This is a genomic window from Nannocystis pusilla (genome assembly GCF_020073745.1).
Lineage (GTDB): Bacteria > Myxococcota_A > Polyangia > Nannocystales > Nannocystaceae > Nannocystis > Nannocystis radixulma.
This window is the reverse complement of sequence record NZ_JAIRAU010000039.1, coordinates 89,328-104,044: the sequence shown is the minus strand read 5'-3', so window position 1 is coordinate 104,044 and position 14,717 is coordinate 89,328. Positions and strand designations below refer to the sequence as shown.

Annotated in this window: 9 protein-coding genes; 5 read left to right on the top strand and 4 right to left on the bottom strand. The window is 71.6% G+C overall.

The window, feature by feature from the left end:
- Positions 1–37: 37 nt before the first annotated feature.
- Both K7C98_RS28135 and K7C98_RS28130 read left to right on the top strand, forming a co-directional pair.
- Positions 38–2,626 carry a penicillin acylase family protein gene (locus K7C98_RS28135; RefSeq protein ID WP_224194872.1) on the top strand — a complete coding sequence of 863 codons (2,589 nt, stop codon included), beginning with the start codon at positions 38–40 and terminating at the stop codon, positions 2,624–2,626.
- Between the two features lie 82 nt (positions 2,627–2,708).
- Complete coding sequence (locus K7C98_RS28130; protein ID WP_224194871.1) at positions 2,709–3,803, top strand: tetratricopeptide repeat protein; 1,095 nt, start codon at positions 2,709–2,711, stop codon at positions 3,801–3,803.
- A 229-nt stretch (positions 3,804–4,032) separates the two neighbouring features.
- Here K7C98_RS28130 and K7C98_RS28125 read toward each other — a convergent pair whose 3' ends face one another.
- Complete coding sequence (locus K7C98_RS28125) at positions 4,033–4,992, bottom strand: ribulose phosphate epimerase (protein ID WP_224194870.1); 960 nt, start codon at positions 4,990–4,992, stop codon at positions 4,033–4,035.
- Between the two features lie 410 nt (positions 4,993–5,402).
- Positions 5,403–10,118 carry an NAD-glutamate dehydrogenase domain-containing protein gene (locus K7C98_RS28120; protein WP_224194869.1) on the bottom strand — a complete coding sequence of 1,572 codons (4,716 nt, stop codon included), beginning with the start codon at positions 10,116–10,118 and terminating at the stop codon, positions 5,403–5,405.
- 221 nt (positions 10,119–10,339) lie between these two features.
- Between K7C98_RS28120 and K7C98_RS28115 the strand changes: the two genes are divergently transcribed.
- Positions 10,340–11,665 carry an aminopeptidase P N-terminal domain-containing protein gene (locus K7C98_RS28115; RefSeq protein WP_224194868.1) on the top strand — a complete coding sequence of 442 codons (1,326 nt, stop codon included), beginning with the start codon at positions 10,340–10,342 and terminating at the stop codon, positions 11,663–11,665.
- 96 nt (positions 11,666–11,761) lie between these two features.
- Here the strand turns inward: K7C98_RS28115 and K7C98_RS28110 are convergent, their stop codons facing one another.
- Complete coding sequence (locus K7C98_RS28110) at positions 11,762–12,520, bottom strand: lysophospholipid acyltransferase family protein (RefSeq protein WP_224194867.1); 759 nt, start codon at positions 12,518–12,520, stop codon at positions 11,762–11,764.
- Positions 12,521–12,624: 104 nt separating this feature from the next.
- On the opposite strand from K7C98_RS28110, the gene K7C98_RS28105 reads away from it, so the two are divergent.
- Together K7C98_RS28105 and K7C98_RS28100 are read left to right on the top strand one after the other, a co-directional pair.
- On the top strand, positions 12,625–13,134 hold the full coding sequence (locus K7C98_RS28105; protein ID WP_224194866.1) for a TlpA family protein disulfide reductase: 510 nt from the start codon (positions 12,625–12,627) through the stop codon (positions 13,132–13,134).
- Between the two features lie 31 nt (positions 13,135–13,165).
- Entirely contained in the window at positions 13,166–13,972 is an 807-nt protein-coding gene (locus tag K7C98_RS28100; RefSeq protein ID WP_224194865.1) for a lysophospholipid acyltransferase family protein, read from the top strand.
- Between the two features lie 173 nt (positions 13,973–14,145).
- Here the strand turns inward: K7C98_RS28100 and K7C98_RS28095 are convergent, their stop codons facing one another.
- Entirely contained in the window at positions 14,146–14,664 is a 519-nt protein-coding gene (locus K7C98_RS28095; protein ID WP_224194864.1) for a peptidylprolyl isomerase, read from the bottom strand.
- Positions 14,665–14,717 lie beyond the last annotated feature (53 nt).

The window sequence follows — 14,717 nt, the reverse complement described above, 5'->3', positions numbered from 1 at the left end:
AAAAGTTCATGCCAACATGCTCTGTCGCCTCGCTCCTGTGACTCGCGCGCTACTCGTCTCGCTGCTCGTCGCCTGCAACCCCGCCGACTCGGGGCCCTCGGGCGACACCACGGGCGACACGGGCGACACCGGCGACCTCGGCGATCCGGAGGTGTTCCCGGGCCTGTCGGCCCCGGTCGACATCCACATCGATGTGCGCGGCGTGCCGCACATCTACGGCGAGACCGACGCCGACGTGTTCTTCGCGGCGGGCTACCAGGTCGCGGTCGATCGCCTGTTCCAGATGGACCTGATGCGGCGCCGCGCGTACGGGCGCGGGGCCGAGGTGCTGGGCGAGAGCAAGGTCGACGAGGACCGGATCTCGCGCCTCTTCAATTTCCCGCGGTGGGGCAAGCTCGACGCCGAGCGGCTGCTGGCCGAGAGCCCCGAGGACTACCGGCTGTTCGCCGCGTGGATCGCCGGCGTCAACCGCCGCATCGAGGAGGTCAACTCGGGCGCGGCGCCGCTGCCGTACGGGTTCGGCAAGGCCGAGCTGAACTACGCGCCCGAGCCGTGGGAGCCGGTCGACGCGCTGGTGATCGGCAAGATGATCAGCTTCGGCAACTCGAACGTGCTCGAGTACGAGTTCCTCGCCACCGTCGTCTCCCGCTTCCTGCCCGCGGTGCTCGAGATCGTCCAGCTGCCGCGCCCGGGCTGGGAGGCCTACACGGTGCCGCCGGAGGATCGGCCGTCGTCCGGCGCCGCGCCGGCCCCGGGGGCGCCGGAGCCGAACAAGTCTTCGGGACAGGTCGCAAAGAGCAGGTCCCATGAGCCAGACCGCGCGCTGCCGGCCGACGCCGCCGTGCAGCTGCGTCGCCTGCACCAGGCGCTGTCCGGCTTCCGCGTGGTCGGCAGCAACAACTGGTCGGTCGACGGGCGGTTCACCGCCAACGGCAGGCCGATGATCGCCAACGACCCGCACCAGCCGCTGCAGAGCCCCTCGGTGGTCTACGCGGTGCACCTCAACAGCGCCGACGCCGGCGGCGAATTCGACGTCGCCGGGTTCGGCTTCGCCGGCCTGCCGGGCGTGCAGCTCGGCCACAACCGCAAGGTCCAGTGGGCCGCGACCACCGGCTTCGCCGACTGCATGGACCTCTACGAGGTGCTGCTGGCGCCCGACGAGACGACGATCGACATCGGCGGCAAGAAGGCGCCGGTGGTCTGGCGCGACGAGGTGATCAAGGTCGCGGGCATGGGCGACCGCAGCTTCCGCGTCGGCGACGTCGAGGGCTACGGGGTGCTCACCGGCGACGCGCTGCCGCTCGACCCGGCGCTGGTGGTCGCGTCCAACCGCCGGCTGCTGATCAACTGGACCGGCTTCCGCGGCACCAACGAGGCGCAGGCGTTCCTCGGCATGGGCAGGGCGCAGTCGATCGACGAGTGGGAGGAGGCGGTCGACCTCATCGAGGTCGGCACGTTCAACTGGATGGCCGCCGACGCCAACGGCATCACCTACCACCTCAACACCAACGTGCCCGACCGCGGCGCGCCGGGCGGGCGCAAGATGCCGGTGACGGTGGTGAGCGGCGACGACCCCGACTTCGTGTGGACCGGGGCGTTCCTGCCGGCCGACAAGCTGCCGCGCAGCCGGGCGCCGCAGACCGGCTTCATCGTCACCGCCAACAACGACCCGTGGGGCTTCACCGGCGACGGCGACCTCAGCAACGACCCCTGGTACTACGGCGCCTACTACGACCCGGGCTACCGGGCGGGGCGCGTCGAGCAGCGGCTGCAGGAGCTCACGCAGGCCGGCAAGGTCACGGTCGCCGACATGCAGGCGATCCAGTCCGACACGCACAGCCTGGTGGCCGACAAGATGTTGCCGGTGCTCGCCGAGGTGTACGCCAAGGTCGCGACCGACGACACGCTGCTGGCCTACCGCGGGCGCAAGGACCTCGAGGTGCTGAACGAGCTGCTGACGAAGACGTGGAACCGCCGCATGGACCGCCGGGAGTCCGGCGCGCTGGCGTTCCACGCGTTCGCCCACTTCCTGGTCAAGCGGATCTTCGAGGACGACCTGGCGCTGGTGTTCCCGTCGATCATGGACGCGTCGCCGGTGTACGCGCTGAAGTTCGCGGCGCTGGCGGCGACCGGCATGTACCCCAACGCAAACGAGCTGATGCAGCAGGGCCGCGACATCCTCGTGATGGAGGCGCTGGTCGACGCGGCCGACTGGCTGACCGCCGAGTTCGGCGCCGTGTCGCCGCACCGCTACCGCTGGGGCGACCGCCACGGCACCGGCTTCCGCAACGCCTACGGCGGCGAGCTCGACGGCGGCTGGCACCCGACCGACGGCGGCGAGGACACGGTCAACGTCTCGGGCAGCTCGTTCTTCGACGAGAACCTCGACGTGCAGCCGCGGTTCGAGTCGAACGACGGCGCGGTGTTCCGCGTGGTGACGAGCTTCGCCGCCGACGGCGTGCCGCAGGCGGTGGTCAACTTCCCGCCGGGCAACAGCGCCGATCCGGCGAGCCCGCACTTCGCCGACACGCGGTCGGACTGGATCGAGGATCGCTATCACCACTATCCGTTCCGTCGCCACGAGGTCGAGGCGGCCACGGCGGAGACGGTCACGCTCGAGCCGTGAGGGTCGCGCGCGCCCGCGTGTGCGCGCCGGCGGGCGCCCCGCGGGTCGCGCGGGCGCGGGGGAATGCGGGTATAGTCGGCCGGTGTCGTTCCCCCGGACACTCCGTTTGTTCGCCGCCGCCGCGCTGCTGGCGTGCACCCCGAAGGGCCAGACCGACTCGACGCCGCCGGGCGACGTGGCCGGCGAGGACGAGCGCCTGCCCGAGGCGCCGCCGATCGAGCGCAGCGGCCAGCTGATGCACGCCGGCAAGACCGCCGAGGCGATCGCGGTGCTCGACGAGGCCCTGGCCAAAAAGCCAGGTGACAAGGAGCTCCACTACGCCCGCGGGATCGCGCTGGCGCAGGCCGGCCGCCCCGAGGACGCGGTCGCGGCGTGGCAGGAGGCGGTGCGCATCGACCCGAAGTTCTACCCGGCGCACAACGGCATCGGCGCGATCGCGCTCGACACCGGGCGCTTCGACGAGGCGGTCGCGGCGTTCGAGGCCGCGATCGCGGCCAAGCCCGACTTCCCCGACGCGCACTACAACCTCGGCCGGGCCGCGCACGCGCGCGGGCAGAACGATCGCGCCGCGGCGGCGCTGGTCGAGGCCAACCGGCTGGCCCCCGAGGACGTCGACGTGCTGTTCCTGCTGGTCCAGGTCGACCGCGAGCTCGGCAAGCGCGACGAGGCGCTGGCGGCGGCGACGAAGGCGGCCTCGCTGGCCCCCGACGACGCCGAGGTGCGGCGCACGCTCGGGCACCTGTTGATGGAGGCCGACAAGGTCCGGGAGGCGCAGGTCGAGTTCTCGGTCGCGCTGCAGAAGCGACCCGACGACAACGACGCCAAGCTCGGCCTGGCGCGCGCGTTGGTCAAGCTCGAGCGCCCCGACGAGGCGCTGGTGCACCTGGCCGACCTGGCGGCGCGCCTGCCCGATCAGGCGGTCGTGTGGAGCGAGTGGGGGGCCGCGCTGGCCAAGCTCGGGCGGCTCGACGGGCCCGACGGCGCGCTCGGCAAGCTCGACAAGGCGCTGAGCCTCAAGCCCGAGCTGGCGTCGGCGCACGTCCGCAAGGTCGGCGCCCTGGCGCAGGCCAAGCAGTGCAAGCCGGCCAAGGAGGCGCTCAAGGCGTTCGCCGCCAAGAGCCCCAAGCCCGACGCGCTGGCCCAGGCCAAGGCGGCCCTGGGCGCCTGCGGCAAGTGAGCGGGCGCCGGCGCGGCCCGGGTGCGCCGTGGCGGCCCTGGACCGGGTCACGCGTGGGTCGCGTCGCCAGGCTGTCCGTTCGGGCATGATGCTTCGCGCATGTCGCTCCGGACATGTTTGAGCGAGCATGTCGGAAGGGGCATGGCACCAGGGCGGAGAAAGCGGCACAGCCGCCTCCCCGTGGGGAAGGCGGCTGCGACGGCGGGGGCGGGCAGGAGCCCGCGGGGGCTCACTGCGGGATGCCGCAGAAGCCGACGTTCTCGTATCCGGGAGGCGCGGTGCCCTCCTCGTAGAGGGCGATGCACTCGGCGTTGGCGCCGTTGCAGGTGTTGGCCGCGGACAGGTCGCAGAACGGGAGGCAGCAGCCGGCCGAGTCGGGGCTGCACTCGACGGCGTACGGGGAGTTGAAGCAGTACAGGCCCGGGTCGCACGCGTTGGCGTACTCGCACGGGTCGAACTCCTGGCCCTCTTCGCCCGACGCGTCGAGCACGCAGATGAAGTCACCCGTGTCGTTCGGGATGCACAGGTCGCCGCCCTCGCAGTTCTGGATCAGCGGGTCGCACGACGGCAGGCAGAGGATGAGCACGCCCTCGTTGACGATCGTGCACGTGGTGTTGGGGACGTCGCAGGTCGGGGCGTCGGGCGAGCCGCTGCAGAAGCGGATGCAGCTGCCTTCGCCGGTCTCCGGGTCGGTGTTCCAGCACATGTGGCCGACGTCGCAGCTGTCGATGCCGCTGACGCCGTTGCCCTCGACGGTGCACGGGTCACCGGTCTGGCCGGGGTTCTCCATGACCGGCGTGCACTTGAGCGACTCCCACGAGAAGTCGCCGTCGCCCGAGTAGGGCATGCACTTCTCGCCGGCCGGGCAGTCCTGGGTCCACGGATCGCACTCCTTGGTCCCGCCGCCGCCGTCGGGCGGCGTGATGAAGGAGCCCTCGGTCGTGTCGCCGGTGGTGGCGTCGCCGGTCGGGTCCGTCGACGGCATCGTCGGGTTCGTGCCCGGCGAGGTCGACGTGGGCGACTCGGTGGCGTTGCCCGACGACGTGTCACCCTCGGTCTCGTCGCCCGTCTGGTTGGTGTCCATCGTCGTGGGGTTGGTGGCGCCCGTCGCCCCGGGCTTGCCGTCATCGCCGCAGCCGAACACCAGCGCGGTACAGAGCAGGCTAGAAACCAAGCTGAACTTCTTCATGGGTCCCTCGTGAGGTCGTTTTGGAGCTGTCGGGGCGCGGCCCACAGTGTGAGGGGCGCGCACATGTTCGAGTTGGCGGTTGGGCTCGCTCTGGGAGAAATCCTTACCCGCCGATCCTCATTTCCGTGCGGCCAGCATGGCATATCCTACGGAACAAGCGCAACTGGCTAATTGGCTTCGCATGCCTGCGTATGACCGGGTTCGCCCCACTCCGTCGCACGTTTGCGTCCAGCATTGGCGGGTGACGGGCGTTGTTTCAGGGCCCGCTGCGGGCCCGCCGAGGGGGCGAGAACGTCGATCTGGCGGGGCAAGGCCGCGCTTCCGGGCCAGCGGACACGACAACGGCCTGGCGGGTACGCCGCCAGGCCGTTGAATTTTTCGGAGATCGCTCTCCGGGGTGCGAGGTCCGACTACTTGCGGATGTCCACGCCGGGCAGCTGGCGACGCAGGTGGTCGTCGAACAGCACGATGCCGGGGATGGTGACGCCGCCTTCGAGCATCGCCGCGCCCTGGCGGCGGATGCCGTCGAGGCCCAGGCGGCCGATCATGCCCCCGACGTCGTCGCCCTCGACCGCCTGGACGAGCCGCCCGAGGTGGCCGTGGAGCTGGCGCGACAGCGCCTTGGCGGCCGGGCCGTCCCACGGCGACTGGTAGACCATGCGCGCGAGGGCGTCCTGCAGGGCCCGCAGGTGCATGTCGGCGGCGACTTGCAGGCGCAGGCGCAGCACGTCGAGCGGGTCGCGGCCGGTCTCGGCGGCCACCCGCAGGGACGACAGCGCGCCGGTGAGGTGCTCGATCCGCGCCAGGCGGCCGGCCAGCGCCGGGGCGAAGCCGGCCGACTCGAACTCGTGCGCGCGCGCGTGGAGCAGCGGGATCTGGCTGGCGGGCAGGGCGTGCTCGACGTGGTCGAGCAGCTCGCGGGCGCGATCGATCGTCCGCTGATCGATCGAGGCGTAGGCGTCGGCCTCGAGCAGGACCACGGTGGTCTCCTCGAGGGCGGCCTCGACGACGTGCATCGCGCGGTAGACCGCCTCCTGGCGGTTCTTGTCCTCGCTGGCGTAGAGGTCGCGGCGCAGCGCGTCGACGTCGCCGGCGGCGGACGCGGTCATGTACGCCTCGGCGATCGCGTGCGCGGGCCGGCCCGTGCTGGTCATGAGCTCGGGGAAGAAGGTCGCGCCGGCGTTGTCGACGATCCGGTTGACCACCATCGTCGTCGCGATCTCGCGGCGCAGCAGGTGGGACTTCACGGCGCCCTCGGCGGCGTCGACGATCGCGGCCGGGAAGTACTCGCGGACCATGCGGTCGACCAGGCCCTCGGACAGCGGCTCGCCGTCGAGGAGCACGCGGTAGACCAGCATCTTCGCGTAGGCGCACAGCGTCGAGGCGTCGCACTTGAACAGGCCGATGCCCTTGCGGGCGCGGTTGGCCAGCTCGTCCTCGGTCGGCAGGGCGAACGTGTCGGGGTTGAACGGCACGTGCTGCACGAGATAGGACAGCGTGCGCGCGTAGCGGTAGACGTCGACCTTGGAGCGGCGGACGTCGTAGCTGACCATGCGGCTCTGCGAGCGGTTGTTGGCCAGCACCATGTCGCACACCTCGGTGGCGGCGGCCTTGAGGAGCTCGTTGCGGCGCTCGCGGGTGACCTTGCCGCTCGCCAGCAGCGGCGCGAACAGGATCTTGATGTTGACCTCGTGGTCCGAGGTGTCGACGCCGCCGGAGTTGTCGAGGAACGAGGTGTAGTTCTGGCCGCCGATCCGCGCGAAGGCCGGGCGACCGCGGTCGGTGATCGCCAGGTTGGCGCCCTCGCCCATGACGCGGAAGCGCAGCTGGTTGGCGTTGACCCGCACGGCGTCGTTGGCCTTGTCGCCGACGTCGGCGTGGGTCTCGTCCTTGCTCTTCACGTAGGTGCCGATGCCGCCCATCCAGCACAGGTCGACCTTGAGCATCAAGATCGCCCGGATCGCCTCCTCGCCCGAGACGACCTGGGTCGGCGAGAAGCCGAGCAGGCTGCGGGCCTCCGGCGAGAGGTCGAGCGACTTGGAGTTGCGCGGGAACACGCCGCCCCCCGGGCTCAACCTGCTCGCGTCGTAGTCGGACCACTGCGAGCGCGGCAGGTTGAACAGCCGCTCGCGCTCGAGGAAGCTGACCTCCGGGTCAGGCGTGGGGTCGATGAAGACGTGGGCGTGGTTGAAGGCGGCCAGCAGCTTGATGGTGCGGCTGCGCAGCAGGCCGTTGCCGAACACGTCGCCGCTCATGTCGCCGACGCCGACCGCGGTGATGACGTCCGTCTCGGGGTCGATGCCCATCTCGCGGAAGTTGCGCTTGGTCGTCTCCCACGCGCCGCGGGCGGTGATGCCGGTGGCCTTGTGGTCGTAGCCGTTCGAGCCGCCCGAAGCGAACGCGTCGTCGAGCCAGAACTTGTGCGTCATGCTGACGCTGTTGGCGGTGTCCGACAGGTGCGCGGTGCCCTTGTCGGCGGCGACGACGAGGTACGGGTCGGGGCCCTCGGTGTGGAGGATGCCGGGCGGCGTGACGACCTCGCCGTCGACGACGTTGTCGGTGACCGACAACAGCGCCTCGACGAAGATCTGGTAGTAGCGGTCGCCGGCGGCGCGCAGCTCGTTGCGGTCGGTCGGGGCCTGGCGCAGCACGAAGCCGCCCTTGGCGCCGACCGGGACGATCAGCACGTTCTTGACCATCTGCGTGGCCATGAGGCCGTGGATCTCGGTGCGGAAGTCGTCGGGGCGGTCGGAGAAGCGGATGCCGCCGCGGGCGACGCGGCCGCCGCGGAGGTGCACGCCCTCGAAGTCGGGGTGGTAGACGAAGATCTCGCGCAGCGGCTTGGGATCGGGGCCGAACGGGACGCGCTGGCCGTCGAACTTGAACGCCATCGCCGGGGCCTGATCGCGGCGGGCGCCCGGCTGGGCCTTGATGACGAAGGCGTTGGTGCGCAGCGTGGCGCGGACGACGTCGGCGACGGCCCGCAGCACGCGGTCGGCGGTGTAGTCGGCGACGTCGCGCAGCTCGGCCTCGAGGGTCTTGTCGGTGACCTCGGCCAGCTGCGGGCTGGCGCTGGTCGGGTCGTAGCGGGCGTCGAGCCACGAGACCAGCGCGGAGGCGACGGTCGGGTAGGCGACCAGCGTCTGGCGGATCAGCGCCGAGGTGAACGGGCAGCGGACCTGGTGGAGGTAGGCGACGTAGGCGCGCAGGATCTCGACCTCGAGCGCGGTCAACGTCGTCGACACGATCAACTGATTGAGCGAGTCGCGGCCCATGGTGCCGGCGTAGACCTGGCGCAGGGTGGCCCGGATCTCGTCGGCGCGGCTCATCACCGCGGGGATCCGCTCGGGGCGGACGTCGAGGCGGTAGTTGTCGAGCTCGAACGGGGTCGCGTGCGCGATGTGGACCGGGCGCGCGTACTCGTCGACGACCTTGAAGCCGAAGCTGCCGATCAGCGGCAGCTCGTCGCTGAGGTTCATCGCCTTGCGGCTGAACACACGCATGTTGAGGCTGCCAGGGTGGTCGCCGGTGACCGAGACGTAGAGGTCGAAGTCGAACTCGGCGCCGCGGCGGATGTTCTCGATGCAGCGCAGGTCGCCGAGCAGCCGCTGGTCGCCGGCGCGGCGCTTGTGCTCCTCGCTGAAGGCGCCGTGGTACAGCTCGAACAGCTCCTCGACCTGGTCGGGCGGGGCCAGCTCGGACAGCGCCTCGCGCAGGCGCTCGTTCCAGCCCTTGGCCAGCGCGAGCACCTCGGCGCGCACGCGCTCGGTGTCGACCGCCGCGAACGGGGTCGGGCCGGTCATGTAGTAGTGGATGATCGCGTTGTCGTAGCGATCCATGTAGACGCCGAAGTCGGAGTAGGTGGCCCCGAACTCGCGCTGCAGCTTCTCCTGCACCTGCAGGCGCAGCTCGTCGTTGAACTGCTCGCGCGGCAGGCTGACGAACGCGAACACGAAGCGGCCGTCCTCGCCGACGTTGATGTGCACGTCGGAGCCGCCCTCGACCTCGGCCCGCAGGACGCGGTCGGTCAGCTCCCAGATGCTGTCCTCGCTCTGGGTCAGCAGGTACTCGAGCGGCAGCGAGTTGAACGCGTTGGTCAGGCTCTTGCCGCGGTGGCTGTCGATCGAGACGCTGCGCTCGGTGAGGAGCTTGCGCAGCATGACGCGCAGGAACGGGATCTCCTCCGGCGGGGTGTGCAGTGCCTTGTAGGTGAAGAGGCCGTTGATCAGGCAGGTGCCGACCGGCTGGCCGTCGCGGCCGACGCGAGTGACGACGAAGTGGCCCGGCTTGCCGCTGCGGTGGACCGGCGACTCCTCGTTGCTGCGGTGGTAGCGGACGGTGCGATCGAGGTCGCGGGCGTAGGCGGCGAAGCGATCGGCGTCGCGCTCGCTGAGGTTGACCGCCGCGGTGCCGAGCGCGGAGATCCGGTGGCCCTTGTCGTCGTACTCCTCGACGCCGAGCAGCACGAGGTTCTCCTCGCACAGCCAGCGGACCATGCCCTCGGTCTCGCGCAGGGTCAGGCTGCGGTCGTTGCTCTCGGCGTTGGCGGCCCGCAGGTAGTCGTCGGCGAGGTCCTGCAGCCGGCGCTTCATCGGCTGGAAGTCGCGCACCATCGCCTGCACGATCCGGAGGCGGAGGCGGAAGCGGTCCTCGATGTCCTCGGGGACATGTTGGCCGGCGTCGAGCTCGACGCGGATCACCGACTCCGGCGCGCCCATGCCGATGCTGGTCAGGTTGCCGCCGGCGTCGCGCCGGACCTTGATCACCGCGTTCATCAGGCTGGCGATCTCGAGCCGCTCCGCGCCGAACAGCGCGCGCAGCGAGGACACCAGGAACGGCTGGTCTTCGAGGCAGCTCTCGAGGACGACGCTGTCGTCGCGCCGGCGCACGACGGAGTTGATCTCGCCGCGGCCGCGGGTCCTGATCGTGCTCAGGACCTGCTCGAGCTGCTCGACGAGCTCGGCGCTCGCCACCCGCCGGATGTCTCGGAGGTCGACCGAGGTCAGGACCGCCTTGCAGAGGGCCGCCAGGAGGTTGACGTCGGTCCCGGGCAGCTTGGGGACGTACGAGGCGAGGACCTGCTGTACCTCGTGGATCCGCTGATTGCTCAGTTTTTGCGTCGCCATCGGCGGCAACTCTCCGCCGCCCGGCGGCTGGGTGCAATCCCTCCCGTGCCGAGCGCACGCGACCGTTGCCGCGACCCATCGCCGTTTTCGGCAGCCGGCCGCCTGCCGACTCGCGCAAACCCCCGGAAGGCTTCGCGCAGGCCGTTGCGCACCGCGGCAGCATGACATCCCGCACGCGGGATCCGAAGGGGCCGCGGTGCTTGCGGTCCTATTCTTGATTGGTGCCTTCGCCCTCCGTCGCTGCACCGGATCTGGCGGCCTGCGCCGCGCGTCGCTCCCGCCTCGCCGCGCGCCTCGGCGACGCCGCTCTGCTGCTGTCCTCCGGCGCGCCGCCGACCCGCTCCGGCGACACGCATTACCGTTTCCGGCCGGAGTCGAACTTCTACTACCTGACCGGCGCGGCCGAGTCCGGCAGCGTGCTCCTGCTCAGGCCAGGACGCCAGCCCGCGAGCGCGCTGTTCATGCCGGTGCAGGACGAGCGCGACGTGCTCTACCACGGCCGGCGGCCGAGCGCGGACGAGGCCCGCGAGCGGCTCGGCGTCGACGTGGTGTTCCCGATCGCGCAGCTCGAGCTCGAGCTGCCGCGCCTGCTCGACGGCGTCGACGAGGTGTACCTGCCCTTTTCGACATGTCCCACGCTCGAGCGGGCGGCGTTCGCCGCGATCGAGCGCCTGCGTGCCGGCGACCGCCGGGGCGAGGTCGCGCCGACGTGCCTCCGCGACGCGCGGGCGCTGCTGGCCGAGGACCGGATGGTGAAGGACGCGGCGGCGATGGCGGCGCTGCGCCGCGCGGTCGACATCAGCGCGGCCGGGCACGTGGCGGCGATGCGGGCGACCCGGGCCGGGCGGCTCGAGCTCGAGATCGAGGCGCTGCTCGAGCACGAGTTCCGCCGCCGCGGCGCCAGCGGACCGGGCTACGAGACGATCGTGGCGGCCGGCGCGAACGCCAACACGCTGCACTACACGGCCGCCCGCGGGGGGCTGGTCGACGGCGAGCTGCTGCTGGTCGACGCCGGCGCCGAGTGGGAGCTGTTCACCGGCGACATCACGCGCACGTTCCCGGTCAGCGGCCGCTTCTCGCCGGCGCAGCGCGACGCCTACGAGATCGCGCTGGCCGCCAACGAGGCCGGCATCGCGGCCACGACCGAGGGATCGAGCCTCGACGCGATCCACGACGCGTGCCTGCGCGTGCTGTGCGACGGGCTGCGCGCGCTCGGCCTCGTCCGCGCGGGCGTCGACGAGGCGATCGAAGAGGAGCTGTACAAGCCGTACTACCCGCACAAGACCAGCCACTGGCTCGGCGCCGACGTCCACGACGTCGGCCGCTACACTGTGGCCGGCCGGGCCCGGCCGCTGCGCGCCGGCTACGTGCTGACGGTCGAGCCGGGGCTGTACTTCCCGGCCACCGCGGAGGTGCCGGCGGCGCTCCGCGGGGTCGGGATCCGCGTCGAGGACGACGTGCTCGTCACGCCGGCCGGGCCCGAGGTGCTCAGCGCCGGCGCGCCGAAGCGGGTCGCCGAGCTCGAGGCGCTGGTCGGGCAGGGCTGAGCCGGGCTGGCTGAGAGCGCATGTTCGGGGGGGCATGTTCTCGGGAGCATGCCGCAAGGGACATGTCGCCACCGACATGCCCGCCCGGACAGGCGATCACGCGCGCGGCCGGACCGCCCGGGGGCCGCGGATGTCGTGCAGGGCGGCGATCATGAGCTCGCGGACGTGGGTCTGCAGCAGCTCGACGTCGCCGCCGGTGGCGTCCGGATCGACCGGCTCGAGCACGTGGACGTCGACGCGCAGGTCGTCGAGATCCTCGAACACCCAGCCGTCGCGCGGCAAGGCCGCGCCGGTGCCGTCGATGACGATCGGGACGATCGGGACGCCGGCCTCGACGGCCAGGGCGAAGGCGCCGCGGCGGAACTCGCGGATCTGGCCGTCGCGCGAGCGCGTGCCCTCGGGGAACAGGAGGAGCCGCGAGCCGTCGCGCAGGTGCTGGCGGCAGCGCGCCAGCATGCGCGCGCGGCTGTGCGGGTCGCCGCGCCGCACCGGCACGTAGTCGGCCATGGCCATCATCCAGCCGAGGAAGGGCACCCAGAACACCGACTCCTTGGCGACCCACTTGAACGGGGTGCGCAGGGCGTAGAGGACGAAGATGTCGCCGAACGACTGGTGGTTGGCGACCAGCACGCACGGGCGATCGCCGAGCAGCCGCTCGCGGCCGCGGATGTGGATCCGCGAGGCGCCGAACAGGCGGATGCAGTGGTTTGCCCACGTGATCGCGTACCAGTGCGAGAACCGCCGCCGCGGATCGAAGGGCGCGACGAGCACCCAGATCGGCGCGACGGCGATCCAGAAGACGACCAGGCTGGCCGCGAGGTAGGACCAGAAGAGGGCCGAGCGGAGCCGCTGCACAGCGGCTCACTTGTAGCGGCGCGCGGCCGCCTGTGGCAAGCGGCCGCGCACGCCGCGGACGGCGGCGGGCTGGCGAGGGGGCGCGATCGTGGCATGATGACGCGGTGCCGTCCGCCCGTCGCCGCTCCGCTCCGCTCTCGCTCGCGCTCATGGGCACGTTCGCGTGCGCGGAGCCGGCGAGCCCGCCCGCGGCGGCTCCGCCCGCGAAGGCCGAGCCGGACCCGATCGTCGCCGCCAAGCCGCGCCTGATCGCGGCGCCGGAGACCGGCGACCTGGCGGCGATCGTGCGCGAGGAGGCGGCGCGCGAGGCCGGCCCGCTGGTGGTCACCGTGGGCGCGGGCTGGTGCGAGCCGTGCGTGGCGTTCCACGACGCGGTCAAGTCGGGCCGGCTCGACCAGCCGCTCGCGGGGGTGCGCTTCCTCGAGTTCGACATCGATCGCGACAAGGAGCGCCTGGCCGCGGCCGGCTACAAGTCGCGCTTCATCCCGCTGTTCGCCTTGCCGGATGCCGAGGGGCGCGCCAGCGGCAAGCAGATCCAGGGCGGGATCAAGGGGCCGGAGGCGGTCGAGCACATCATGGCGCGGCTGGGCCCGCTGCTGGCCGAGACGCCTTGAGCGCGGGTCGGGCAGCTCGTATGTTCGCGGGGTGCTGCGGATCGCGGCGGTCCTGCTCTTCGCGCTCTACTTCGTGCTCAGCCAGCCGCTGTGGTTCGCCGGCGCGCTGGTGATCACGCTGGTGACGGCGCCGTTCGATCGCCGGCGCGCGCTGCTCCACCGCTACACGTGCCTGTGGGGCGGACACTACGCGCTGCTCATGCCGGGCTGGGACGTGCGGGTGCTCGGCCGCGAGCACATCGCCCCGGGCGGGGTGTACGTGCTGTGCTCGAACCATCAGTCGCACGTCGACACGCTGGTGCTGTTCACCCTGTTCCGCCACTTCAAGTGGGTCGCCAAGGCGAGCGTGTTCCGCGTGCCGTTCATCGGCTGGAACATGAGCCTGAACCGCTACGTGGCGCTGCGTCGCGGTGACAACGCCAGCATCGCGGCGATGATCCGCAGCTGCCGCGCCAACCTCGACGCGGGCTCCTCGGTGTTCATGTTCCCCGAGGGCACGCGCTCGCGCGACGGCCGGATCCACGGCTTCAAGCACGGGGCGTTCTCGCTGGCGGCCGAGGCCGGCGTGCCCGTGGTGCCGATCGTGCTCGACGGCACCAGCGCGGCGCTGCCGAAGTCGTCGTGGCGGATCGGCCTCGATCGGGCGCGGCTGCCGATCATGGTCCAGGTGCTGCCGCCGGTCGCGCTCGCCGACCTGGCCCCGGGGGCAGGTGCGGCGGAGCTGCGGGCCGAGGTGCGCGCGCGCATGATCGCGGCGCTGGCGGCGTCGCGGGGAGTGACGCCGGCCGAGGTCGACGGACAGGCAGGGAGCGGGCCGCGCCGCGAGGACGCGAGCTGACGGGAGTCAGGCTCGGACGATCAGCCGAGGCCCGCGCCGGGATGGGCCACCGAGCGAGCGAGGGTCAGGTGCGAGGACATGACCCGAGGGGCAGGCGAGGGCCGCGCCGGTGCGGCATGTCGCAACGGTCAGGCCGGGGACCGTCGCGACATGTCCTGCAGGACAGGCGGCGCTCAGGCCTCCAGGCCGGAGTCTTCGATGGTGACGGTCTGGCTGGTGGCGCCGTTGCGCGAGCCGACGCGCTCCATGGCGTCGACGACCTCGGAGCCGGACACGACCTTGCCGAAGACGACGTGCTTGCCGTCGAGCCAGGGGGTCTCGGCGGTGGTGATGAAGAACTGCGAGCCGTTGGTGTTGGGGCCCGCGTTGGCCATCGACAGCAGGTACTTGCCGACGTGGCGCAGCTTGAAGTTCTCGTCGGCGAACTTCTCGCCGTAGATCGACTCGCCGCCGGTGCCGTTGCCGCGGGTGAAGTCGCCGCCCTGGCACATGAACTGCGGGATGATGCGGTGGAAGCTCGAGCCCTTGAAGTGGAGCGGCTTGCCGGAGCGACCGACGCCCTTTTCGCCGGTGCAGAGGGCGCGGAAGTTCTCCGCGGTCTTTGGGACGACGTCGGCGAACAGCTCGAAGACGATGCGGCCGGCGGGCTTACCGCCGATGGAGATGTCGAAATAGACGCGCGGGTTTGACATGAGGCCGCGGACTCTACCACAACCCGGCGCCGGCGCCTCCCTCACGGGGGCCC

What these genes read in the sequence shown, in the direction of transcription:
- K7C98_RS28125 (WP_224194870.1), bottom strand. Translation starts at nt 4,992, where the DNA reads ATGAAGAAGTTCAGCTTGGTTTCTAGCCTGCTCTGTACCGCGCTGGTG.
- K7C98_RS28120 (WP_224194869.1), bottom strand. Translation starts at nt 10,118, where the DNA reads ATGGCGACGCAAAAACTGAGCAATCAGCGGATCCACGAGGTACAGCAG.
- K7C98_RS28095 (WP_224194864.1), bottom strand. Translation starts at nt 14,664, where the DNA reads ATGTCAAACCCGCGCGTCTATTTCGACATCTCCATCGGCGGTAAGCCC.